The 24,785-nt window shown below is 62.5% G+C and carries 20 protein-coding genes and 1 riboswitch; all 20 genes read right to left on the reverse strand.

All coding sequences use genetic code 11. The annotated features are described in order from the left end of the window. Positions 1-31 precede the first annotated feature (31 nt). Positions 32-1,090 carry a radical SAM protein gene (locus HMPREF1147_RS01030; protein WP_009657322.1) on the reverse strand — a complete coding sequence of 353 codons (1,059 nt, stop codon included), beginning with the start codon at positions 1,088-1,090 and terminating at the stop codon, positions 32-34. Positions 1,091-1,103: 13 nt separating this feature from the next. Then, on the reverse strand, positions 1,104-2,138 hold the full coding sequence (locus HMPREF1147_RS01035; protein ID WP_009657359.1) for an iron ABC transporter permease: 1,035 nt from the start codon (positions 2,136-2,138) through the stop codon (positions 1,104-1,106). Then, complete coding sequence (locus HMPREF1147_RS01040) at positions 2,131-3,426, reverse strand: nitrogenase component 1 (protein ID WP_009657338.1); 1,296 nt, start codon at positions 3,424-3,426, stop codon at positions 2,131-2,133. The genes HMPREF1147_RS01035 and HMPREF1147_RS01040 overlap by 8 nt, the downstream gene beginning before the upstream one ends. Next, positions 3,419-4,717: a nitrogenase component 1 gene (locus tag HMPREF1147_RS01045; protein WP_009657418.1), complete on the reverse strand. Its 1,299-nt coding sequence runs from the start codon at positions 4,715-4,717 to the stop codon at positions 3,419-3,421. Before HMPREF1147_RS01045 ends, HMPREF1147_RS01040 begins: the two co-directional genes overlap by 8 nt. Next, entirely contained in the window at positions 4,707-5,516 is an 810-nt protein-coding gene (locus tag HMPREF1147_RS01050) for an AAA family ATPase (protein ID WP_009657308.1), read from the reverse strand. Before HMPREF1147_RS01050 ends, HMPREF1147_RS01045 begins: the two co-directional genes overlap by 11 nt. After that, positions 5,513-6,349 (reverse strand): ABC transporter ATP-binding protein, encoded by an 837-nt coding sequence (locus HMPREF1147_RS01055; RefSeq protein ID WP_009657423.1) that lies wholly within the window; start codon positions 6,347-6,349, stop codon positions 5,513-5,515. The genes HMPREF1147_RS01050 and HMPREF1147_RS01055 overlap by 4 nt, the downstream gene beginning before the upstream one ends. 113 nt (positions 6,350-6,462) lie before the next feature. Beyond that, positions 6,463-8,382, reverse strand: coding sequence for a VWA domain-containing protein (locus HMPREF1147_RS01060; protein ID WP_009657299.1), 1,920 nt, complete (start codon positions 8,380-8,382; stop codon positions 6,463-6,465). A 49-nt stretch (positions 8,383-8,431) separates the two neighbouring features. Further along, complete coding sequence (locus tag HMPREF1147_RS01065; protein ID WP_009657400.1) at positions 8,432-9,451, reverse strand: ATP-binding protein; 1,020 nt, start codon at positions 9,449-9,451, stop codon at positions 8,432-8,434. Positions 9,452-9,469: 18 nt separating this feature from the next. After that, on the reverse strand, positions 9,470-11,371 hold the full coding sequence (locus HMPREF1147_RS01070) for a TonB-dependent siderophore receptor (RefSeq protein WP_009657321.1): 1,902 nt from the start codon (positions 11,369-11,371) through the stop codon (positions 9,470-9,472). Between the two features lie 84 nt (positions 11,372-11,455). Next, positions 11,456-12,445 (reverse strand): ABC transporter substrate-binding protein, encoded by a 990-nt coding sequence (locus HMPREF1147_RS01075; RefSeq protein ID WP_009657397.1) that lies wholly within the window; start codon positions 12,443-12,445, stop codon positions 11,456-11,458. After that, complete coding sequence (locus HMPREF1147_RS01080; protein ID WP_009657290.1) at positions 12,442-13,443, reverse strand: ABC transporter substrate-binding protein; 1,002 nt, start codon at positions 13,441-13,443, stop codon at positions 12,442-12,444. Before HMPREF1147_RS01080 ends, HMPREF1147_RS01075 begins: the two co-directional genes overlap by 4 nt. Continuing rightward, positions 13,430-17,113, reverse strand: a complete 3,684-nt coding sequence (cobN, locus tag HMPREF1147_RS01085; RefSeq protein WP_009657426.1) for a cobaltochelatase subunit CobN — start codon at positions 17,111-17,113, stop codon at positions 13,430-13,432. The genes HMPREF1147_RS01080 and cobN overlap by 14 nt, the downstream gene beginning before the upstream one ends. 140 nt (positions 17,114-17,253) lie before the next feature. Beyond that, a riboswitch (cobalamin riboswitch) is annotated at positions 17,254-17,482 on the reverse strand. A gap of 79 nt (positions 17,483-17,561) precedes the next feature. Continuing rightward, positions 17,562-18,437, reverse strand: coding sequence for a lysophospholipid acyltransferase family protein (locus HMPREF1147_RS01095; protein ID WP_009657262.1), 876 nt, complete (start codon positions 18,435-18,437; stop codon positions 17,562-17,564). Between the two features lies 1 nt (position 18,438). Continuing rightward, complete coding sequence (gene lpxD / locus HMPREF1147_RS01100) at positions 18,439-19,458, reverse strand: UDP-3-O-(3-hydroxymyristoyl)glucosamine N-acyltransferase (protein WP_009657261.1); 1,020 nt, start codon at positions 19,456-19,458, stop codon at positions 18,439-18,441. Positions 19,459-19,472: 14 nt separating this feature from the next. Continuing rightward, on the reverse strand, positions 19,473-19,904 hold the full coding sequence (locus tag HMPREF1147_RS01105; protein WP_009657385.1) for an OmpH family outer membrane protein: 432 nt from the start codon (positions 19,902-19,904) through the stop codon (positions 19,473-19,475). 14 nt (positions 19,905-19,918) lie between these two features. After that, positions 19,919-20,965, reverse strand: coding sequence for a hypothetical protein (locus HMPREF1147_RS01110; protein ID WP_009657375.1), 1,047 nt, complete (start codon positions 20,963-20,965; stop codon positions 19,919-19,921). Between the two features lie 91 nt (positions 20,966-21,056). Beyond that, entirely contained in the window at positions 21,057-21,521 is a 465-nt protein-coding gene (locus HMPREF1147_RS01115) for an OmpH family outer membrane protein (protein ID WP_009349717.1), read from the reverse strand. A gap of 85 nt (positions 21,522-21,606) precedes the next feature. Further along, entirely contained in the window at positions 21,607-22,245 is a 639-nt protein-coding gene (locus HMPREF1147_RS01120; protein WP_009657340.1) for a hypothetical protein, read from the reverse strand. Between the two features lie 121 nt (positions 22,246-22,366). Beyond that, a complete protein-coding gene (locus tag HMPREF1147_RS01125; RefSeq protein ID WP_009657406.1) occupies positions 22,367-23,824 on the reverse strand; it encodes a glycosyltransferase family 39 protein in 1,458 nt (485 codons plus the stop codon). Beyond that, positions 23,821-24,768, reverse strand: a complete 948-nt coding sequence (locus HMPREF1147_RS01130) for a glycosyltransferase family 2 protein (protein WP_009657345.1) — start codon at positions 24,766-24,768, stop codon at positions 23,821-23,823. The genes HMPREF1147_RS01125 and HMPREF1147_RS01130 overlap by 4 nt, the downstream gene beginning before the upstream one ends. Positions 24,769-24,785 lie beyond the last annotated feature (17 nt).

Consider the following 24,785-nt stretch of genomic DNA (forward strand, 5'->3'; position numbering starts at 1 on the left):
CCTTTCCCTATAAAAATTAGTTCATCTATCTTTACATGCGGTTCTTTGCATGAGAGATACTTCCTTGTACGCCGTCCGCCGCATGGGCGATGACGGCGCGCTTCATGCCGCACTCGGCACTATCCGTGCCCGCGGTGTGCATCCGCGCGAAACATCCGCCGCCGCACGCGGCGAGTGTATCGCAGGAGCGGCAGCGCGCCATGCCGTCATGCACGAGCGCGGCGACCGCGCGCTCGCGTTCCTCGGAGATGCCCTGCATGACATTGCCGAGGAAGAAGCGCGCGTCCCCGAAGAACGACGAACATGCATAGATGCCGCCGTCCGCCTGCACGAACGCCGCTTCGCCGCGCAGGACAAAGCAGTGCTCGAACGCCTCCATGCGCCCGCACGCGAGCGCGCCGCAGCGTTCCGTCTGCGTGAGGGCGATGCGGATGCCCGTGAGCGCGGCGAGTTCGTCGAGGCGGCGGCAGAGCGCCGTGACCGCCGCCGCGGTCTCCGCCTCCCCTGCGGGGACGAGCCCTCTGCCGCGCCCCTGCCCGCGCAGGAGGTCGAGCCCGATGCGCCGCACGTTGCCGAGGTAGTATGCGAGCTCGGCGAGCCCCGGGAGGTCGCGGACATTCTCGCGCGAGACGACCGCGGTCACGCCGACGGGAATCCGCAGGGCGCGCAGTACCTCCATGCCGCGCATGACGGCGGCAAAGGAACCCGCGCCGTTTGGGAGCCTTCTCAGGCGGTCATGCACCGCCGCGCGCCCGTCGATGCTGACGCCGATGCCGACGCGGTGCCGGTGCAGGAAGCGCACCCGCTCTTCGGTGAGGAGCGAGCCGTTCGTCTGCACCTGCATCCGCGCGGGGATGCGCTCCGCCTCGACATAGCGTACGATTTCTTCGATCAGGGGAAACGCGAGCATCGGCTCTCCGCCGCTGAACTGGAGGACGAAGGGCGTGCCGCCCGCCGCGGCGAGAGAGATTGCGCGCCGTGCCGTCTCAAAATCCATCGTCTCGCGCCGCATCTCCGCCGCGTAGCAGTAGCGGCAGGCGAAATTGCAGTCCCCTGTCAGCGCGAGCACGAGCAGCTTGCAGTTTTTCATCCGCGCCGCTCCGTCACGAGAGCATCCGCCGATTTTTCCGCAGGAGATAGAGGAAATACGGCGTGCCGAGCAGTGCGGTCATGATACCGACGCGAATCTCAATGGGGTCGAGGACGATGCGCCCGAGCGTATCGCAGAACACAAGCAGCATCCCGCCCGCAAGGATGCTCGCGGGGAGCAGACGCCTGTGGTCGGGACCGACGATCATGCGCATCATATGCGGCACGATGAGTCCGACAAATCCGATGTTGCCGCTGATGCAGACGCCCGTCGCCGTTGTCATGGACGCGACGGCAAGCAGAATGAGACGATAGCGCGTGACGGGCATCCCGACGGCGCGCGCCTCGACGTCGCCGAGGACGAGGATGTTGAGGTGGCGCGCCATGAAGAGCATGACGGCAAGCCCGATGCAGATGGGTCCCACGCCGAGCAGAACGTGCTCCCAGCGGCGATAGTCGAGGCTGCCAATCGTCCAAAAGAGATATTGCTGCATTTTCTGCTCGCTGATGACGGTCAAGATGCCCGCCGTAATCGCGCCGAGCAGCATGCCGACGACGACGCCCGCGAGGAGCAGCATCATCACGGGAATCTTGCCGTGCCGCATGGACAGCATGACGGTGAGGGAGACTGCCGCGAGCGAGCCGAGGAACGCGAACATCGGCAGGAAGAACATGCTCTCCTCCGATAGCCCGAGCGAGATCGCGATGACCGCGCCGACCGCCGCGCCGCTCGACACGCCGATGATGCCGGGGTCGGCGAGCGGGTTGCTGAAAATGCCCTGCATGACCGTCCCCGACGCGCCGAGGCTCGCGCCGACCATCAGCCCGACGAAGGTACGGGGAAAGCGGATATGCCAGAGCACCGCCTCCTGCTCGGGCGTGACCGCAACGTCCGTGAGCATGGGCAGCCCCGCCGCGTGTGCGAGCGAGGCGAGCACCTGCACGAAGGAAATATCAAACTGTCCCCACGAGAGCGAGAACAACGACACGAGAATAAGCAGCACTCCCATGACGGGCGCAAGCGCGCGCAGTGAAAATTTTCTAGGCATGGTCTCCCCCCTTTTCCGCACGGCGGATCGCCCGCCGGATATGATCGTTCCAAAGATATTCCTGCGCGTATGCCGCGCCGCGCAGTCCCATGAGCGGCGCATCGGTCAAAAGCACCGCGTCGGGTGCGGGCTGAGCAATATGAAAGCGCGCGACCGCATCCTCGGGCGGCACCCCCGCAGTCTCGCTGCCGCTCCCAAGGAAGATTCCCTCACGGAGCGCCGCAATCGCCGCGCGCCCCGGGGCGCTCTCGGGCGCGGCGGTCTCGTCCGCAATATCCGCGGCGTATCGCTCCGCCAGGCCGCCAAAGTCCTCCATCAGCACGGTCAGACGCCCCATGTCCGCCCATTCGCCGCGCAGTGCGTGAGCGATGCCCAGTGCCGCAGACGGCGGCGCCGCGATGACGGCGCGCTCGTACCAGAGATCGCCCCACATGCTCTTTGCCGCGTTGATGCGGAAGAAGATCTGCCGCTGTACCCGCTCCGCCTCGGTAAGCGCGGCGTCGATACGCGGCGCGCGCAGTGCATCGTTGATCTCCGTGAGCCAGCGGCGCGTTCCCTCGACGCCGTACGGCGGAAGCGGCGCAATGTACGGCACATCGGTCGTTTGCTCCAAATATGCCGCAAGCTCCGCGCCGAGTTCGGCGTGAACGACGATGTTCAGCTCCGCCGTGCCGAGCGTCTCGAGCTCCGCCGCCGTACATCCGCCGCCCACCGGCGCGCCGATCGTATAGCCCGACAGTTCGAGAAGCCGCATCAGCTCGCACAGATCATTCCCCGCGCGCAGATAGGCGGGCGTCAGCCCGAGGAGGTTGACGCGTCCGGGCGTCCGCGCCGCCCTCCGGGGGGCGATCTCCTCCATACAGGCGCGGGCGGCTTTTCGGTAGCCCGCGGCGAACATGCCGCCGAGCCCGCCGCTGTCAAAGGCGGCGACGCGGGGAAAGCCCATGCCGCGCGCGATGCTCCGCACATCGTCGCCGATGAGCCCCGCCGCGCAGCTGTTTTCCACCGCGAGCAAGGCGGGCGGCGGGTCGAGATGCGGCGCAAGCGTCTCGCGGATGTACTCCTCCGCGCCGAACACGATGGCGTCATTGTCGAGCTGCGTTGAAATCATGCGCTGCGCAATCATCGGGCACTCCTGTTCGAGCGTCCGCATCGCGTAAAAATAGCACCACATAGGGCCGTTGACGGCGATGAGCGCGTCCTGAATCCCTGCGAAAAATCCCGCAGCGCCCGCGAGCGCGCAGGAATCCGAGTGCCGGCAAACGCTTTGAAACGCGTCCTCAGGCATAGAGCACGCCCCCTTCCCGCCGCCGCGCCGCACAGCGCCGCATACAGTCGATGAGCAGTTCCTCCCCGCGCCGCCCCGCCACGGGCAGCATCGGGAGGAAGATTTGCCGCAGACGCGGATTCGCGAGCTCATGCGTCGTCAGCACGAAGTCCGCCGCCGCGTAAAAGGGCTCCGCGTCGCGCTCCGCAATCACGGGCGCGGAACTCGCCTCCCGCACGCGCCGCTCCATCTCCGCGCGGTCGTCCGGCAGATAGGCGTCGAGAATCACCACGCCCGTGAGCACAACGCCCAGTTCCTCGAGCAGACGGCAGAGCGGTTCCGGCTTAAAATACCGCACGGCACGCCCGACGGCGAGCACGACGCGTTTTCCCGCGAGTGCGTCCCGTCCCGCGGCAAGCACCGCGTCAAACGCCGTGCGCTCCTGCGCAATCAGCTCCTCCGCCGCCTCCTCGCGTCCCGTGAGCGCACCGATGCGCGCGATCCAGCGCAGCGTCTCTCCCATGCCGACGGGGTAGATGTCCCCTGCGCAGACGATGCCGAACCGCTCCGTGAGGAGACGGGCAAAGTCCCGCACCTCCCGTTCGTGCGCCGCGTCCCCCTCCCTGCCGAGCAAAACGGAGAACTCCGCGGCGGGGACGGCTTTGAGCTCGGCGAGCGAGAGATAGGAGGGGAACTGAAGGACATCCCGCACGCCGAGTGCCGCGAGCAGACGCCGCACCTCGCGGACGTATTCGCCCGACGCGCCGCCGCAGTCGCCGAGAAGGACGGCGCGCCCCTGCTTTTTTTCCGCCGACGGCTCCATAAAGTTCTCGGCAAGCAGACGCATCGTCTCCAAATAGCCGCCGAAGTATTCGCCGTCGAGAAACCCGTGCGATTTCAGCGCGATGACGGGAATCCCGTATTCCTCCGCCGCCTCCTCCGCAATGCGCTCCGCGTCGTCGCCGATGACGCCCGCCACGCACGACGAGACGATGAAGATCGCCTCCGGATGAGCGTTCATGACAACGTGGTCGAGACAGCGGCGCAGCAGCTCCTCGCCGCCGAACACCGCCTCGTCCTCCGCAATCCCGCTCACAAAGAGCGGCACCGCCCCGCGCTCCTCCGCCGCAGCGCGCGCCATGCTGCGGTAATGCGCCCCGGTCTCTAATGTACGCGCGATATGGGCGCACGCGCGCGGGCTGTGGAACACGACCGCCGCGCCGCGCACATAGGCAAGCGCGCGCCAAACGCCCGGCATCGCGCAGCTGCAGTTCGTCCGGCGAAAGATGAGCCGCTTTGCCTCAGTTGCCATAGGACTCCACCAATGCCTCCAGCTCCTCAAACTCCATCGACTGCGGGACGGAGAGCCGGTCGTTCGTCTCAATCGCGCGCGCGAGCGTGCGGTAGACCTCCGCCTGCGCATCCTCGGGCGCGTGCTCGATGACCGTCTTGCGCCGAATCTCCGCCGCGTGGACGATCTGCGCGCGCGGTACGAACGCGATGAGACGCGTATTGAGACGCGCGGCAAATGCCGTGAGCAGTTCCTCCTCGCGCGCGACGTTGCGGCTGTTGCCGATGATGCCGCCGAGCCGGACGCTGCCGCGCGCGGCGAAGCGCGCGACGCCCTTTGCGATGTTGTTCGCCGCATAGAGACTCATCAGCTCGCCTGAGGAGACAATGTAGATCTCCGTCGCATATCCCTCGCGAATCGGTACGGCGAACCCGCCGCAGACCACGTCGCCAAGGACGTCATAGAGCACGATGTCCTCGTCCTCGATGGCATGCAGTGCCTTCAGCCGCTCCAGCGCGACGATGATGCCGCGCCCCGCACAGCCGACGCCGGGGTCGGGACCGCCCGCCTCGATGCATTTGATGTCGTGCCAGCCCGTGTGAACGATGTCCGAGAGCTGCGCCGTGCCCTTTTTCTCGCGTTCGATATCGAGCACTGTCTCTTTGCAGATGCGACCGAGCAGCAGGCGCGTGGAATCGTTCTTCGGGTCGCATCCGATCTGACAGACGTGCCGCCCCATCTCCGCAAACGCCGCCGAGACGTTCGACGCGGTCGTCGATTTTCCGATGCCGCCCTTGCCGTAAAACGCGATTTTCTTCATGCCGTCGCTCCTTTGTCCTCGGATACCGCAAGCAGCGGTGAGAGCGTGCGCCGCTCCGACTCCGTAAACACCTCGATATGCCCCGTCCGCGCGTTCTCCGCGACGCGCACGGGCGTGCCGTACGCGAGGGAGAGGGTCTCCTCGCGCATGACCGCCTCCGGCGCGCCGTCCGCCACGATGCCGTCCGCCCCGATGAGCAGAAGCCGCGAGCAGAACCGTGCGGCGAGGGACAGCTCATGCACGACGAGCATCGCGGTGCGCCCGGCGGCGCAGAGTTCACTGCACAGGCGAAAAATCTCTTCCTGATAGATGAAATCAAGCCCCGTCGCCGGTTCGTCGAGCAGGAGGAGCGGCGCTTGCTGTGCAAGGATCTTTGCGAGCAGGACGCGCTGACGCTGACCGCCCGAGACCTCCTGCACCGCCTTGTCACGGATGTCCCAGACGCCCGTGTACTCCATCGCGGCGCGGACGATTTCCTCGTCCTCCGGCCCCTCCTGCTCGTAGAATTTCAGATAGGGATAGCGCCCCGCCATCACGATGTCGTGCGCCGTGTAGCCGAAGGAGATGGCAACCTGCTGTTGGAGGTAGGAGACGAGGCGCGCGCAGTCCTTCTCCCCGTACCTATCGACGGGGCGCCCGTAGAGGAGCGCCTCGCCCGCAAGGGGCGCGAGCAGCCCGCGCATCGTCTTGAGGAGGGTACTTTTGCCCGCGCCGTTCGAACCGATGATGCCGACGAGTTCGCCGCGCCCGACGGTGAAATTCATATGGTGCAGAATCGTATGATGCCGTGCATAGCCGACGGACAAATCGCGCGCCTCAAGAACAGCGTTCATAAAAGACCTCCTTTCAAGAACAATAATGTATTCGGTATCGATTGCCGTAAGGCATAACCTACGTCGACGAAGCGTTTGCCAAAAATGACGACGCTAGGCGCGAAAATCCCGCGTCACGCCTTATCCCGTGTCACGCCTTTTACAATACGTAAGATCCGCTCCGCCGACAGCTCTTCGATCGTATAACACGGCGCGTGCATCCGCGCCGCAATCTGCGCCGCGAGGTGCAGGCGCACAAGGTCCTGCTCGGTATCGAGAACGAGAGCGCGGACGCCCGTATTCCCGATGGTCTCCGCCGCCGTGAGCGCCGCCTGCGCGGGGTCTTCTCCCTCCGGTGCGGCAGTCGCCCGCCCGTCCGTGAGGAACACCAGCAGCGTCTCCGCGAGTTCCCCGCGCCGCGCCGCCCCCGCGAGATGCAGGAGTGCTTCGGACAGACCTGCCGCTAGCGGCGTGCGCCCTCCCGTCGGCAGTTCCCGCAGCAACCGCTGTGCCAGCTCCACGCTGCGCGTCAGCGGCAGCAGTGTCTCGGCACGATCGCGGCGAAACGCGACGAGACCCACGCGGTCACGGCGCACATACGCCTCTCGCAGGAGGGCGAGCATCGCCCCCTTCACCGCGCGCATCCGCGCGCGCGCCGCCATCGACCCGCTCGCATCCACGACAAAGAGGATATTCGCACCGCGTTTTCGCTCGCGCACCGCACGCCTCAGATCGCTCCGCGCGATGACGATGCGCCGCCCGTCCGCCGCACTGCGGCGCAGGCGCTGATAGGGCGCGGCGGCGCGCAGTGTCGCGGCAAGGGCAATATCATGCTCCCGCGCGCGCGCGGCGGCGTCGCGCACCATACGCCCGCCCACCGTGCTCGCCGCCGTGAGGCGTTTCCCACTGCCCACGCCCACTGTACGTCGATCGCGTGCAAAGTCGAGGATCGGCATTGTCATCCGCGCAAGGGCGTCAAAGACCGCATCCGATCCGCCCCCGACGGGACTCTGCGGCGGCTGTGCATCGTCGGCATCGCCGCCGTCGTCGTCCGTGCTTTCCTCCGCGCGTTCCTCGGTCGGAGATTCGTCTGCGTAGGAATCGTCCCCCGCCGCATCTCCCGCATCGGGATGCTCACCCTGCGGTGCTTCCTGCCCCTGCTCCTCCCGGCTCGTATCGTCCGCATCCTGCGCGTCTCCGTCCCCATCGTCGCCTTCCGACGTCTGCGGGGGCGCGGGCATCTCGGGCGGCGCGCTCATGCGGTGCGGCAGGACGTAGAACGCCGCCTCCTCCATATCGGAGGGCAGGAGATAGGCGCGTCCCGCGAGAGCGGCGATCGCGCATGCCGTCTCCGTGAGAAACAGCTCCGCGCGGTTGCCCGCACAGCGCGCCCGCACGACGAACTCCGCCGCGAGGGTGCGCATCGCGGAGGACACCGCAACATCCGCAAGACGCTCCCGCGCCGCCGCAATAGACGCGCCAAGTTCTTCCTCCGCCGCACGATACGATGCGGCAAATGACTCGGGCGCACGACTGTAGGAACAGGCACGGCGGACAATAGCGCGCCGCTCCGCCGCATCGTCCGCCCCCGAGAGCGAGACGAACATGCCGAATCCGTCGAGCACGGCGGCGGGCAGTGTGCCCTCAGCGGGATTCATCGTCCCGACGAGAATGACGGAGGAGTCCTCCGCCGCCGCGGCAAGCGCCGCGTGAAGAAAGGGACGCGGCAGGAGATTTGCCTCGTCGAGGAGGAGCAGACCGCCCGCCGCACGTCGGAGAATGCCCGGCTGTGCTGTGCGCACGCCGTCCGCGAGCAGGCGCTCGATGTCCGCACCGCCGAATACCATATCGTCGGTTGCGCCGAGCGGGAGCTGCGTGAGTTTCCCCACCTGCGGGAGCGCGCCCGCCGCACGCGCAAGGAGGGTCTTTGCCGTTCCCTGCGCGCCCGAGAGGAGAAGTCCTCCCGCGCGCGGATTGACGAGGGCGATCAGGAGCGCACGCTTTGCCGCCGTCTGTCCGACAATCGCGGACAGGGGATAAACAGTATTTTTCATAGCGTATCGAGCCGCGACATACCGCACGGCAGAGCGCGCAAAAGTATCCTCATGCGAGAATCTCCTCCACGCGCGCCCAGTCGACGACCGTCTCCTCAAAGGGACGGCGGCGCACGCGGTGGGCAAGAGCGAGATGCGCCGCCGCGCGCAGGTCGTCCGCCGCGATGGCGTCGCGTCCTTCGTAAGCGGCATGGGCGAGCGCCGTCTTGATAAGCACAATGTCGCTGCGGTGTCCGTCAACGCCGAGTTCGAGTGAGATGTGCGCCGCCTTATCGATGCTCTCATCACCCGGAACGAGCGATGCAAGCCGCTCCTGCGCGAGGGCGATGCGCGCGGCAAGCGCCGACTGCGCCTCTGCATATTCCTCCGCGAACACCGCGGGGCCGCGCTCATAGGCAAGGCGGCGGCGCACAACCTCGGCGCGCTGCGCGGCGTCGCGCTCGCCGTGAATCTCCACGGACAGCGCGAATCGGTCGAGCAGCTGCGGGCGCAGCTCGCCCTCCTCGGGGTTCATCGTCCCGACGAGCACAAACCGCGCAGGATGCGCGTAGGAGATGCCCTCGCGCTCCACGGTATTGACGCCCATCGCCGCCGCGTCGAGGAGGATGTCGACGATGTGATCCTCGAGCAGATTTACCTCGTCCACATAGAGAATGTTCCGATTCGCCGCGGCGAGAATGCCCGGTTCAAATTTCTTCTTCCCCTCGAGGATCGCCGCCTCGATGTCGAGAGTTCCAGCGACGCGATCCTCCGTCGCGTTCACGGGCAGCTCCACGACGCGCATGGGGCGCATCTCTTCGGCGAGCCGTTCCCCTGCCGCAACTTTCTCCGCGCAGTCGGCGCAGAGCGTTCCGCCCGTCGGCGCGCACCGGTAGCGACACCCGCGCACGGTGCGCAGCGGCGGCAAGAGCGCCGCGAGCGCGCGCACCGCCGTCGACTTCGCCGTCCCCTTCTCCCCGCGCAGCAGCACACCGCCGAGCGTCGGGTCGATGACGTTCAGGATGAGCGCAAGTTTCATCTCGTCCTGCCCGACGATAGCCGCAAATGGATAGATATACTCCTGTTTCATCAAAAACCTCAGTCGTTGTTAGAATTCATAGGTCAGTCCCGCTTCGAAGAAACGTCCCTGCCCGGGATAGTTTTTGCCCGTCAGTACCGAATACTGGGCGTTCGTCAGGTTGAGCAGCTTCACATAGGCGTTCGTGTGCGTGTCGATCGCATAATCCGCGTTCAGGTCGACGACCGTATAGCTCTTCCGCCCGAACTGTTCGCTGTCAAGCCCCGCAGCTCTCGTCGCGTGCAGATTGACCGTCCACGCGTCCGCGCTGTAGCGAATCCCCGCACGGTAGCCGTTCGGCTGTGCATCCCTGTTCTCCCAAACAAGCCCTTTGCCATTGGAGCTGTCACGCTCTCTGCGAATATAGGAATAGCCGAGATCATAGCTCCACTTCTTGCTCAGCTCCTGCCGATAGTTCAGCTCGATGCCGCGTTTCTTCTCCAGCTCGATATTTTCCGCATAGGTATTCGCTCCCCTGCTTTTCCAATTTATCGCATCGTGAATCTTGCTCCGGAACGCGCTGACCTCAATCGATTTCGTCCCGTCGAACGCATGGCGTACACCGACGGTCGCCGTATAGCCGCTCTCCGGTCTCAAATTGGGATCCCCATACAGTCCCCAACCGAAACCTTCGACATGGTAATACAGATCGTCCGCATTCGGAGCGTTGAATACCCGCCCCCAAGACGCATATGCCTGTGTCTTATCGCTCGCCGCATAGTTTACGGCAATTTTGGGCGAATAATGTGTGCCGAAGGTACTGTGTCGATCCATGCGCACGCCGGGGATGATCGACCATTTTCCAAACTCCGCCGTATCCTGCACATACGCCGCCGTATTCGTCAATGTGCGCCCCGCATAGCCGCTCTGCGCATTCGCCGATTTGCTGTGATGCCAATCGACACCTGCGACAAGGCGATGATGCGCACCGAGCCGCCAGCCGTTCTGATACTCGATGCCCGTCATTTTCGATTGGAACGCTCCGCCGAACTCCATCGATTTATGGTTGTTGAAAACGCGCAGGACGCCCGGTGTCTCGGTATTTTCCTTAAAATTGTACGCGGCGCTCCAGTCGTTATAAAGCCGCGTCGCATGATAGGACGGGACAAAGCTCTTTGCATAATTATCATAATAATAGCTGTTCCCCGTGAGTCCCCGGTGGTCGAAGGACAGCGTCAGAGAATTCCCCGCGCCGAATTTTTTATCGACACGCAGATTCAAATTATTGTTGCGGTAGTCGCTCGTGGGCATCCGCCGTGTCTCTCCGTCATATTTGAACCGCATATAGCCGCGCCGTTCGAGACCGCCGCCGACCGTCCAACTCCAAGAACCCGCACTGCCCTCGTGCATGACGCGATACTCCTGCGTGCTCCACGCCCCCGCAGCCACATCGATTGTCGTACGATTCTCCTTACCGCGCTTCGTGATGATGTTGATCACGCCGCCCGCCGCATCACTGCCGTAGAGTGCCGATCCACCGCCCTTCACGATCTCGATACGCTCGATCATGGACATGGGCGGGGCTTCCTTGAGCGATGCCGTCGCGCGATTCATTGCCATGCCCTGTGAGGTATTGATGCGCCGTCCATCCACAAGTACGAGGACGCGCTCGTCGCCGTTGAGTCGTACGGCATCCTGCATCATATTGTTCGAAACAACCACGCCGTTGACATGTGAGATTGCCTCCGCAACGTCGCGGTAGTGATTCTCCGCGATCTCCTCGGCGGTCACAACCGCGACGTTCGCCGCCGTCTGAGAAATCTGAGTGGGCACGCGCTCCGCCGTCACAACGACATCCGGCAGTGTATATGTATCACGATCTTGCACCTCATTTGCATACACATCGTTAGTACAATGCCCCCCCGTCAGCAGTGCAACCGCAACAGCAGCCGAGAGTTTTCGATGTGCATTCTTTGTGTTCCATGCGTTCATTTCAGTTCCTCCTATATGTTTGAAAGCGGGATATATATCATTGCGTCCTCCTCATACAGGAACGGACGCGCATGATCCGACTGTCTAGCGCTTGACCGCCGTGAGGTGCAGCCCGTCGGGCTGCGCGAACGCGTCGCCGTACGCCATGTACGCAATTTCCTGCGCGCCGAATACGATGTCCTGCGAACCGTTGTAGATGTAGCCCTCGCGCGGTTCGCGCAGTGCGCCTGTCTTGATTGCCTTCAGTGTTGCGAGCGCGGGATCACCGAGGTATTTCTCACGGAACGCGGCGACATCATACGTGCCGTGCGCGTTGTAGGTCGGCAGGAAAAGAATGTCGGGGTCGATGGCGACGAGCTGTTCCTTCGTCATGACCTGCCCCGTGTGTATCCCCAGCTCCGCCATGCCGTTCTTCACGCCCGCATAACCGCACGCGTCGTCAAAGGTCGATCCGATGCCGCCGTACGAGCTCATGAGCGAGATGAGGACAACGGTCTTGCGCTCCGCTGTCGGGATCTTGCTTGTCTCTTCCTTCAGCGCCGCGAGTTTTTCATCCATTTGCCGCACGAGGTCTTCCCCGCGCGCCGCCTCTCCCGCCGCCACGGCGAGGAGCGTGACGGTCTCTCGTATCTCGTCGATGCTGCGCACGCCCTTGCAGACGACGACGGGGATACCGAGATCGCGCAGGCTGTCGACGATCGTGATGTCTCCCCAGTCGGGCGCGACGACGAGATCGGGATGCAGCGCCATGAGCTGCTCGCTCGTCGGCATTCCGATTTTCTCGGGGATATTCTGCGCGATCCCCGCAATGTTCGAGCTGACGGGATCATCCGCGAGTGCGTTGATCGCCGCCATGCGCTCGGGCTCGACCAGTCCGAGCATGGTGATGTCGGTGCTGAGGGAGAGCGTCACGATATGCTTCGGTTTTTCTGCAAAATGCGTGACATGCCCCTGTATATCGGTGACGTCGTAGCCGCCCTGCGGCACATTCTGCGCCGTGTCCCTGCCGCAGCCCGCGAGCGCGAGCATGAAGAGGAGCAGGACGGCAATCGAGAGTCGTATTTTTTTCATCATTCACCCTCCACGGCGGTCAAATGCCGGTTCGTCGGCTGTGTAAACGCGTCGCCGTAGAGCATCGCCGCCGTCTCCTGCGCGCCGAACACGATGTTCTGCGAGCCGTTGTAAAGATAATGACCCCACGGATGCTTGATATGCCCCTCGCGCACCGCCGTCATCTGCGTGAGCGACGGGTCGCTCATGTACTCGCGTCCGTAGGTCTCCTCGTTCGAGCTTGGAATCCGATAGGACGGGAGGAAGATGTAGTCGGGATTCGCCGCGACGAGCTGTTCCTTCGTCATGACCGTCCCGCTCTTATTCCCCGCCGCCGCCTTCGCGTTGACCGCGCCCGCGTAGTCGCACATGACGTCAAAGCTGCACCCTGCGCCGCCGTAGCCCGCCATGATGGAGATAAAGGCGACGCTCTTGCCGCGCTCCTCCTCGGGTACGGCGTCCACGCGTGCCTTGAGCGCCGCGAGCTCCGCCATCATCATTTCGACGAGTTTTGCCCCGCGCTCCGGCTCGCCCGCGGCATCCGCCGCAAGACGGATGTTGTAGATCACGTCGTCGAGGTTGCGCACCTGCCGGCACGCGACGACGGGAATGCCGAGCGCGCGGAGGGCGTCGACCTGCTCGGCGGGCATGAAGGGAACCGTAAAGATGAGATCGGGCTTCATAGACGCCGCCTTTTCCACCGAGGGCATCCGCGGGATCGCGTTCGGCACGCGCTGCGCAAGCGCCGCTACGTTCGAGCGCATGGGATCGGTGTGCAGCTCGTCGACGGAGATCATGCGCTCCGGCTCGACGAGTCCGAGCACGATCTCGTCCATCGACATGGAGTAGGTCATGATGCGCTGCGCCTTTGCCGGCACCTCGACCTTCGTCCCCTGCGCGTCGGTGACAAAATGCTTCTCCGCGGGCTTTGCCGCCTGATCGCTCCCGCATCCGGCGCCGATGATGGTCAGTAAAAATAGGACGAGCAGTAAAATGCCGCCTAGTCGTTTATCCGTCCGCACGTTCCTCCAGCTCTCCTTCCATCGACAGATAGAGTTCCCGCAGCTGCGCGAGGGTCTCCTCCTGCGCCTGCCACAGTCCGCGGTGCGCCGCTTCGAGCAGTGTCTCCGCGATGCGGTGCAGCGCCCACGGGTTCACCTCGTTCATCCATTCCCGCATGTCCTCGTCGAGCGCATATTTTTCGGCATATTTCTCGTACATCCAGTCCTCCATGACCGCGCTCGTCGCATCCCATTGGTAGCTGTGCGCGAGATAGGAGGCGAGGTCGGAGGCGCCCTTGTAGCCGTGTTTTTTCATGCCGTTGATGAATTTCGGATTCATCGCCTCGGCGCGGAAGATGCGCTTTGCCTCCGCCTGCACCGTGCGGACGCAGGTACGCAGCCGGTCGGAGCTGTCGCCGCTGTAGGAGCGCGGCGCTTTGCCCGTGAGAGCGCGCACGGTCGCGATCATACCGCCGTGGTACGCGTTGAAATCGTCCGAGCTGAACATATGCGTCTCGCGGTTGTCCTCGTTCTTGATTGTGACCGCAAGCCCCGCCATGCGCCGCCGAAAGATCTCCGGCTCGTAATTGCCGCAGACGCCGCCGCTGTAGGCGTGTCCTGAAAAGCGCGTATAGACGGCGGCGAGATCGTCAAGCGTTTCCCACTCCTTGGATTCGAGCAGTGCGCCGATGCCCGCGCCGTATGCGCCGGGCGGGTCGCCAAAGATACGGTAGGACGCCTTTTCCCATGCGGTCGCTTCATTTTCGCCCGCGGCGATCAGCTCCGCGGTGTCCTCCTCCATATGTTTGCGGATATAGTTCTCCTCACGGGATTCGTCGAGCGCGCCCGCCATGCGTGCCGCCTCGTCGAGCCAGCGCGCGCCGTCGGGCATGGTATCGCGGAACAGTCCGCTGATGCGCCCCGTAACGTCGATGCGCGGACGCCCGAGCTCTGCGAGCGGGATGACCTCGATGGCGCGCACGCGTCCGCTCGGCTGCTGCCATACGGGGCGTATGCCCATGAGGTAGAGGAACTCGGCGATGCATTGTCCGTGACTGCGCATGTTTGAGCCCGCCCAGAGAACGATGCCGACCGCCTCGGGATAATGCCCCTCCTCACGAATATAGTCCTCAATCACGGCGTCACCGAGCTGCTTTCCCAGCTCCCACGCCGCGGGCGAGGGGAGTGTGCGCGGGTCGATGCCGAAGAAGTTGCGCCCCGTCGGGAGCAAATCTGCCCCGCCGCTCGACGGCGCGCCGCCCGGCGCAGGCTCGATATATGCGCCCGAGAGCGCCGTTACCGTATGCGTGATCTCCTCGTCCGTGCGCCGCAAATTCTGCACGATATCCGTGCAGATATAGGAGAGGACGCGCGGAAGCTGCGCCCGCATCTCCGCATTGCATTCCTCCTCTCTCAGCGTTTCCATAACCGCATCCACGGCATCCGGCGCGAAATCCTGCGCCATCAATGCGGCGACGAGCCGTGTTCCCAACTGCTCAAGGCGGTCAAGCGCCATCCCGTAGGTTGTCCCGTCGGGAAGCAGTGTCCCGCCCACATCGAGCAGAGCGTCGTAGTCATATCCCTGCCCTTCGGCGAGCACGCGCGTCAGTGCGGGAATGTCGCCGTTGTCCATGCGAACGAGGGATTTCACATAATCGACAAGGTCGTCCTCGGGCGGCATCCGTCCGAGCACATGAAGCCCCGTACGAATCTGGAGATTCTTGAGGTCGGTGATGTAGTTGTGCAGACGCAGCGCATACGATTCGAAGTCCTCTTCCTCGGGCACCTCGTCCTCGAGATGCGCCGCGCGCGCCGCTTCGCGCACAAGCTCTGCGGCGGCATCCGCCGATTCGGGCTGCGTGCGGGCAAAATGCCCGTACTCGTCGAGCGCCCGCTCGAGCTCCGCAATATCGTCGCACGCCCCCGCAAGGCTCATCGGCGGCGAGAGGTGACTGATGAGACACGCCGCGCCGCGCCGTTTCGCCTGAATGCCCTCGCCGACAATCGTCATCCAGTAGGGATAGATGTCGGGCAGGTCGCCGATGGAGATGTCGGGGTAGCACGAGGGCGAGAGTCCCGCGTTCTTGCCCGGGAGCCATTCAAGCGAGCCGTGCGTCCCGACGTGTACAACGGCGTCCACACGGCGTACCGTGCGCAGCCAGTGATAGAACGCAAGATAGTGATGCGTCGGCGCGGCGTCGGGCGAGTGGAGGAGTTTCCCCGGATCTTCGCCGAATCCGCGCGGCGGCTGTATCGTGATGAGGATATTTCCCTTTTCGATGCCGGGCAGGATAAAGGCATCGTCCGCGACGAGCACATCGCCCGGCGGTTCGCCCCAGTCGACGCACATGCGCTCCCGAACGCGTGCGGAGAGCGTTTCAAAGTAATCGCGGTAATCCGCCGACGGGAGACGCCCGCAGGCATTTTGAATCTGCGCGTCGGTCAGATAGCGGCGGTCGTTCGTCGCCTGCGCCGTGATCTCGTCCATGAGCGCCTGCGCCGTCTCGGGGATGTTCTCGACACGATAGCCCGCCTCCTTCATCGCGCGTAGGAGACGCACGACGCTCTCGGGCGAGTCCAGTCCCGCCGCGCTGCCGATGCTCGCGTTCGTCGGCGGGTAGTTGTGGAAAATGACCGCTATCTTCTTCTCGGCATTCTCTTTGCGCCGCAATACGGCATAGCGATGCGCCCGCCGCGCGAGGAGCTCCATGCGCTCGGGGAGCGCGACATAGACGGACAGCCCGTCCTCCATGCGCTGTTTCGCCGCGATCGGCACGGCGTGGATAGCGCCGTCGAACTCCGGCAGGCTCACGCTGATGGAGACCTCCATCGCGTTCATCCCGATGAGGGAGTCCTCCCACTCCACGCGCTCGGCGAGTATCGTATACGCCTGCAGCCACGGCACACCGAGCCGTACGAGTTCTTCGATCGGCGTCCCCGCCGCGTGCAGGGAAAATTTCAAACAGCTCACGACCACGTCGACCGCCGGCTCCCCGTCACGGTAAAAGTAACGGTGCAGCGTCTCCGCAAACGGCGGCGAACCGAGCTCTGCGTTCGCAAGCGTATTCGTAAATACAGGGATGACGTTCAGCCCCGCCGCTTCAAAAGCGCGCACGAGCGCCGTGTGATAGGTGAAATCGCCCATGATCCACTCGGAGCGGTAGAATACGATGCCCGCCGTCGGACGTGCGGGGTCGACATGCGCCGCGCAGTACGCCGCGATGTCCGCACAGTCCCCGTCATAATCGGGATGCCATACGCCGTGCCATGGCTGTTCCTGCGGCGCGGGCACATCTCCCTCATAGCCGCCGAACCGAGCCGCGAGATAGAGCATCGCGCCGCGCACATTCTCCTCTCCGTCGAACCGGAAATAGCGGCGCAGTTCCATGAGATCGTCGTCCGTCATCCCATGCGAAATACGCTCCGCTCCGCTGTTTTCGACAAGGAACGCATGGCATTTTTGCGCGCGCAGGAGATAGGCGGAGGCATGCCGGAGGAAGGGGCGGTCAAGCCCCGTTCCCATCCATAGGAAGAGCACGGCGTCCGCCGCCGCCGAGACACGCATATGCGCGGGCGACCAGTCGTCCTCCCCCTGCACATAGTACGCCGCACAGGAGATGCCCTCCGGCAGCGCAAGCCGCCCCGCCATATAATAATCTCGCGATACATTCGTATAAAAGGCGATATGCATAACGCCGATAACTCCTTGTTATAATGCTCCGAACAATAAAAAAATCCACCCTTTGGTGGATTCTACGCGCCGACCTGCGGCACGAATGCGGTCAATGCTCTGCCGGCGCTGCAAATCCCCTCCCCATCGCTCGTGGGTCAAACGGTGACTGTCGGTAGGGCAGTTCTCCCGGCTCAGGTTCACAGCGCCTTTGCACCTTCCCAAAGCAACAGCTTCAGTGGTTCAATCGAAAGTCGCGCATTTTCTCCTTTCGGCAAAAACATCGCGCTTTTCTGCAAATTTGCTCCCCAATACGGTGGCGTGACCGCGCCGGAAATGCCCCGGCTTCTCTATTAAATCCTTGCGGATACCCAACCCGTACAGTACGGGCGGCATGTCTCGGAAAAGCACGCCGCCCTCTGCATATTCTATATTATTCGCGCTTATTATAACATTGATTTCATTCTTGTCAAGTGCTGCGCTCACGAATAGATTTCCATCGATCGTGCAGCCAAAACCATTCCTCCGGGTATTTCCGCACCCATGCCTCGATACGATCGTTGATGTACTGCGTCGTTTGGCGGATATCCGCTTCCTTATCCTCGGTCTTGGGCGCGCGGATCGCGGGCTCGACGAGGAGCACATGCCGACCGTTCGGTTCCCGATGCATGAACACGGGGAAGATCGGAACGCTCCGGAACCGTCCGATGGACGCTGCGCCCGTGAACGCGTTCGTCTCCTGTCCGAAAAAATTGATGATGATGCCGTCACGCAGGCTCGGATCCTGATCGCTGATGAGCCCGATGATCCAGCCCTCCGCAAGCATACGGAACATCTCACGCACACTGCTGCTGTAGGTAATGTGCATCCCGACGAGTGTGCGGTACTCATTGATGAAGCGATCCATACCCGCCGAGGACTGCTTCTTCGCAACGCCGACGAGCGGATAGCCGGCGCAGGCGAACGCACCGCCCATGAGCTCCCAGTTCCCGCTGTGTGAGGTTGCAAAGATCGCGCCCTTGCCCTCCGCCATGACGGCGTTCAGCTCGTCCACCGCGCCGACGATCGTCACATAGTCCGACATGTGCTCCTTCATCACCGGGAAACGCAGCACTTCCATGAGCATCGTGCCAAATCGCAGGCTGCTCGCACGCGCGATGCGATCCGCCTCCGCCGCGTCCGTATGCAGGCAGCGCATGATCTGTTCGCGCGCGAGCCGCTTGCGTTTTGCAGGGACGAAGATCCATGCGATTTTTGCGAGCGCCTCGCCGAGCAGCATCGCCGCGGTATGGGGCAGCAGACAGATGAGACGGCTGAGGAGTTTTACCGCATAGTAGGAAAGCATCTCAGGCGTCCCCGGAGAGCTTCTTTTCGAGCGCCTTCAGCTTTTTCGCCATTTCCGGCAAACGGCGGATCGCCGCCTGTACGCGCAGCCACTCCGCGTGGGACTGCACGGGGAAGCCCGCACCGAACGTTCCCTCCGGCATGTCGCCGATGATGCCCGAGCGCGCGGCATAGACCGAATTCGCGCCGATGTTGATGTGTCCGACCGTGCCGACCTGCCCGCCGAACGTGACGTTGTGCCCAACCTTCGTCGAGCCGGAGATGCCTGTCTGCGCGACGATAAGGCAGTTCGCCCCGATATTGCAGTTGTGCCCGATGTGGACGAGGTTGTCGATCTTCGTCCCCTTGCCGATGACAGTTGCGCCGAGTGTCGCACGGTCGATGCCGACATGGGCACCGATCTCAACGTCGTCCTCGATGACGACGCCGCCGACCTGCGGCACCTTTGTATGTACGCCCCGCTCCGTCGTAAAGCCGAAGCCATCCGCGCCGATGACCGCACAGCTGTGAATCGTGCAGCGCGCCCCGACGCGGCAGTGCTCGCGCACAACGGCGTTCGGGTAGAGCGTCGTCCCGTCGCCGATCTCGCTGTACTGCCCGACGTAGGTATGCGGATAGAGCGTCACGCCTGCGCCGATCACAGCGTTGTCGTCCACATAGGCAAAGGGCAGGACGGTCGCGCCCGCGCCGATGCGGACGCCTGCGCCGATGTAGGCCTCGTCGCTCACACCGACCGGGTGGTCGATCGCAGGGGTAAAGATCGCGAGCAGCTTTGCAAACGCAGCCTTGGGATCGTCCACATAGATCACCGCACACGAAAAGCCCTCCGTGCCGCCGGGCAGAAGGAGGGCACCCACGCGCCCTTCGCAGGCGCGTGCCTCATCAATATGCGGGGGCACGGCAAAGGCGAGATCGTTCACGCCCGCCTCATCGAGAGCGGCAAGGCTTTTTATGATGCGTCCGGTGTCGCCGCCCGCTCTGCCGCCAACCAGTACAGCAATCTCACTGACTGTCTTTTCCATGCATGATTCCCCTTTTATTGAAGTTTTTGAATGACTTCATCGGTCAGATCTGTGCCGCCGGAGATGACGGTCGGGTACTTCTTTGAGCTGTCCATCACGACGTCGAGTTTCTTATCTTTCACGATCTCTTGGATCGCAACGTTCATCTTCTGTTCGAGCTGAACGCTGTAGACTTGGTTCAGCCCCGCCATCTTGCGTTGGGCGTCCATCTGTACCTGCTGTGCTTCCTCCGGCGTCATATTGGGGTTCGCCTGGAACCGCTGCTGTGCCTCCGCCTGTGCCTCGGCGAGCTTCGTATTGGCTTCCGCAACGAGAGATTGCAGCTGCGGTGCTTCATTCTGCACACGCTCACGATCGACCGTGCCGACATGCACCTGGCCGCAGCCTGCCGTAAAGATACTTGCCGCAAGAAGGACAGCCGCAGGGGCTGCGCTGAAATATTTCATGGATAAAGTTCCTTTCATTCTTTGATGCTCTGCATTTCCTGCACCATCTCCGCGGTGATATCACGCGCCGTCACGGAGACAAGCGGAGTTCGCCGCACGGGAGCAAATGTATCTGCCCCCGGCAGATGTGCCGCGGCGCGCTCCTCGGGCGCGGCGAGGACGAGGGAGAACTTGTGCATGAGCGCGAGCTTTGCCGCGCGGCTGCGCACGTCGCGTAAAATCTGCTCCTCAAGGGCATCCGCACTGCTGCGTACCTGCGCCAAGCGCAGGGCGCGCTGCGCCGCCGCACTGCGCGCTTCCTGTGCCTCCTGCGCACGCTTCATCATCTGCGCGCCGCGTTCCTCCGCTGCGGCGCGCAGACGATCCGCCTCCGCTTTCTGTGCGGCGACGGTCTCCCCCGCGCGCGCCGTCCATGCCGCCTCCTGCGGCTCGATGCGCGCCGCGACACGTGCCGCAATCTCGTCCCGCCACGCATTGTAGAGCGCAATTTGACGAGCCCCGCGCTCGGTCTTAAGTGCATCTAGCTGCTGCTCCCAGCCCGCACGCTCGCGGGCGAGCTCCTCCTCGGAGACGCGCAGCCCGTGCATGGCGCGCTGATTGTCGATCTTGAGGTTGAGGTTGAGGATCGCGTTCAGATACTCGTCGTCGATCGCCTTGCTGCGCGCCTTGTAGTCCGCCTCCGTTTCCTTTGCATAGACCTCCATCAGGCGTTTGCGTTCGCGTTCAAGTGCGACGCGCGCCCCGATGACAGTCTGCGCGTTCTTTTGCCACACGGAGTCATCAAATGGCGCGGGATCTGCATCAGGCGGAGTAACCTCCTGTGCGGTCGGCATATCCTCTATGCGCAGCGAAAGCATGCGTTCCTCGGCGCGAAGCTGCACGAGACGTTCATAGGCGGGGTGTGCCGCGAGTACCTCCGTGATTCGAAGAAAAGCAATATCGCTCTCTTCGGAAGCATGCTCTTTTTTGGGAGTGAGGAACATGAGGAGCAGGAGAATCAGCAGCAGCGCCGCTCCCCCCGCAAGAATCTGCCCGCGCCTTGTGTGCCAAAGTTCGCGCATACGCCCGTCTCCTCCCGCGCTTTCCTATAAAAATGTACCGAGCAGCGCTCTGCCCGGTACATATGCGCATGTCAATATCGTAGGATGTGGATTACTTGCTGAGCTGCTTGATGACATCCTGCGTGATGTCCTGTCCGCCATAGACCACAGCGCCCTTATCGATGACGACGGAGAGTCCCTTCTTCTCCGCGACGCTCTTCACAGCGTCCTGAATGCTCTTCTCAATCGGCTCCATCAGCTCTTCATTCTTCTGCTGAAGGCGCTGACTCGTCTGCTGATAGTAATCGGATTTCTCCTGATCATTCATGTTTGCCGACTTCGACTCAAAATCCGCCTGTGCCTCCTGCGCAGCCTTCTGCATCTCTGCACTGGCCGCCGCGAGCTGCGGATGCTGGCTGCCGACCTGACGGTAGTCCACAACACCGACCGCGGACGACGCCGCCGACGCAATGCCCGAGCCGCTCTGCGTGAGCGCGAGCGCGACCACCGAGCCGACGAAGACGACGGCGATGAGGATGCTGATGAATTTAACCTGCTTCTTCTCAAGTTTGATCATGAAAAAATCTCCTTTTCCTATTAAGAAACTCCGGCACGAATGCCGAATGCACTCATTATAACAAAGAGTGCGCCGCAATTCAATATCATTTTACTTTGCGATAAGAGGAAAGCGCGTTTTCAAGATTCATCGCGATCAGCTTATCGTCTTGAAAGGTCACGCGGGCTACGCGTCCGTTGGGTACCGCCCACCCGTAGATCTCTGTCTCGGCTCCCGGGACGACGCTCTCGCCGAGCTTTGTTCCGTCCGCACCAAGCGCATAGCGTACGCCCACAAGGTTCATCCCGTAGGTGAGCGTATCGTATTTTGCCTTGGTCACGGAACCGTTCACCGTCTCGGCAATCTCATCCGTTGCACGGAGCTCCTTGCTGACGAGCCGCGGATAAGAGAGCGGATTGTTGAGCCAATTCTCATGCAGGAACGTGCATGTGACCACTTTATAGGGACCGTCCTGCCACTCATAGGTATCCGTGTAGACGCCGCTCTCGATACTCTTGCCAACGTGGCGTCCCTTTCCGTACATTGCCTCGACATCGCCGCGCGTCATCCCCGGTTCGATAGAAGCAAAATTCTCGGCGGTAATCACCTGCTGCGGGTCGCGCTCTCCCTGAAGAGCCCCCGATCCCGGCACACGCTCCGCGGACTTTCCTCCGCAGCCCATGATCAGCATGGACGAGACAACAAAGACGGCGGCTGCAAGACCTTGCTTTTTAATGTTCACCATGGCTTCCCCTCTTTCTCCGTGCCCTTGCGGGCACAACTCTCCTAAAAATTCCCCGCAGAATAGTTATGTCTCAATCATACACCATACGGCGTAATTCCGCAAGATAAACACATAAAACCGCTTACTCCTTCTGTGCCGCACGCCGGTAGATGCGCAGCTTCGTCTTCTGCGCAGGCATCTCGCCAAGCAGCTCCCACTCCTCCGCCGCAAAATTCTCGGTAAAAGCGTCGAAGGCGTGCCGCTCCACCACAAGATAGACCGTGCGGTCACGCGGCAGCTCGTCGAGCGGAAGGAACGGCATAACGTTCTTGCTGTTCCAGCTCATCTCCTTTGGTGCACGCACCGCAATCTCCTCGCGCGCCGCGAGCTCATACATCGTGTGCCCCGTATAGTACGGAACGGTCGCCGTATAGTCGCCGTAACAAACGAGCAGATCGTCGGCTTGCATCTGCGGGCGGATGAGCGCCGCCGCTTCCTTCCCGCTGAAATGCCCGTCGTGCATCGCGTAGTTCGTCACGAGGAGCACCACGGCGAGGTACATCCCGACGCCCACCGTCCCCGCAGCACGCAGGACGCGAGGATTTTGCAGCAACAGACGCGCCGTGAGAATCGCCGTCGGCAAAAAAGCGGGGAAGCTGTATGTCGGGTACTTCGTCGCCATGCACTGAAAGAACAGCGGCACAACAATCGCCCAAACGAGCAGGAACTGCGCGCGCACATCGATCGCAGTGCTCACGCGCCACGCGCGAAAGAGTGCGAGCGGCAGCGCAAAGCTCCACGGAAACATACCGAGGAAATAGATACCGAGATAGAAATACCACACGTTCCACTGTGCATGCTCGGAGACCGTCGCGCGCAGGACATTGTGAATTCCCAGGAACGTATTCACGAAATCTGCGCCGTGCGTCAGATACATATAACAGTACCACGGTGCGCAGACCGCGAGGTAGACCGCGAGCCCCGTCAGAATCCGAATGCGCACGAGTGCACCAAAGTCCCGCCGCAGTACGAGAAATACGAAGATAACCAGACCGGGCAGGAGAATCCCGATGGGTCCTTTAGTCAATGTCGCCAATCCCGCACAGGCATACGCGGCGTAGAAATATCCTCGCCCGCCCGTTTCGTAGCCGAGGAAAAACGCCGCAAGCGTCCCCCCAAAAAAGACAAAAAGGCTCATATCCGTAAGAATGAGCTTCGCAAGCACGGCATAGAGCACACAGGAGCCGAGGACCAGCGTCGACCAAAAGGCTGTCCGCTCGTCATAGAGGCGCCGCGCAAAGGCGTAAGTCAAGAGAAGCCCGAAAACACCGAAGAGGGCGGGGAAAAACCGCGCGGCAAAATCTGTCACACCGAACGCAGAAAACGCCGCGATCAGCTCCCAGTAAAAGAAGATGGGCTTATCATACCAATAATTGCCATAGATCTGCGGCGAGAGATAATCCCCCGCAGCGAGCATTTCCTTCGCGGTCTCGGCATAGTTCACCTCGACAGGTGCCGTAACGGGCAGGGCAGCGTTGCCCCAAAAATAGAGGACGGCGAGCAGAAAGAGCGTGCCGCCGTATTTCAGACTGTCGTTCATACCTCCTCCTCTTTCGCCGCCCCCTGCCGGTTATCCTGCGCGATGAGGTAGAGCGGGCGGTTTTTGACCTCCTGCAGGATGCGCGCGATATATTCTCCGCAGATGCCGAGCATCATCATCTGCATCCCGCCGAAAAAAGCACAGCAGACGACGATAGTCGACCATCCCGGCACCGTCTCACCGCGCATGGTCTCAAAGAGAACATGCAGGAAGAGCAGTACGGAAAAGAGCGCCGAGAGCATTCCAACGTAGAACGCGGCGCGCAGCGGCTGCACCGAATACGCAAGGATACCGTCGAGTGCAAACGAAATCATCTTATGCAGGGAGAACTTCGACTGCCCGGCGAATCGCTCGTGTGCCACAAACTCCACAATTGTCTTACGAAATCCCATCGAGCCGACGATACCGCGGATGAACCGTGCATGTTCGCGGTAACGGCGCAGTGCAAGGACGGCTTTCCTGTCCATCAGACGGAAATCCGACCCGCCCTCTTGAATCTCTACATCCGAAAGTGCGTTGAGAAGACGATAGTAATATTTTGACGTCAGACGTTTGAGGATGGACACGCCCTCGGTCGTCAGACGTACGGTCTGTACAATCTCAAAGCCCTCTTCCCATTTTTTGATGAGTTTGGGCAAAAGTTCGGGGGGATGCTGCATGTCGCCGTCCATCGTGATCACGGCGTCACCGTCCGCATGGTCGATGCCGCAGGTCAGCGCGATCTGGTGCCCCGCATTACGCGCAAGGAAGATCGACTGCACGTGTCGATCCGCCGCGCCGAGTTCCAGGAGGATCTCCCTGCTGCCGTCGCGGGAGCCGTCGTCCACAAAGAGGAGTTCGTAATCATAGGGGAGCGCTGCCATTACGACGGCGATGCTGTGCGCAAAATGCGCAATGTTCCCCTCCTCGTTATAAACGGGAACAACAATGGAAATTCGTTTCACTATGCAGTCTGCGCCTC

Origin of the sequence: Selenomonas sp. FOBRC9 (genome assembly GCF_000287655.1) — a bacterium.
GTDB lineage: Bacteria > Bacillota > Negativicutes > Selenomonadales > Selenomonadaceae > Centipeda > Centipeda artemidis.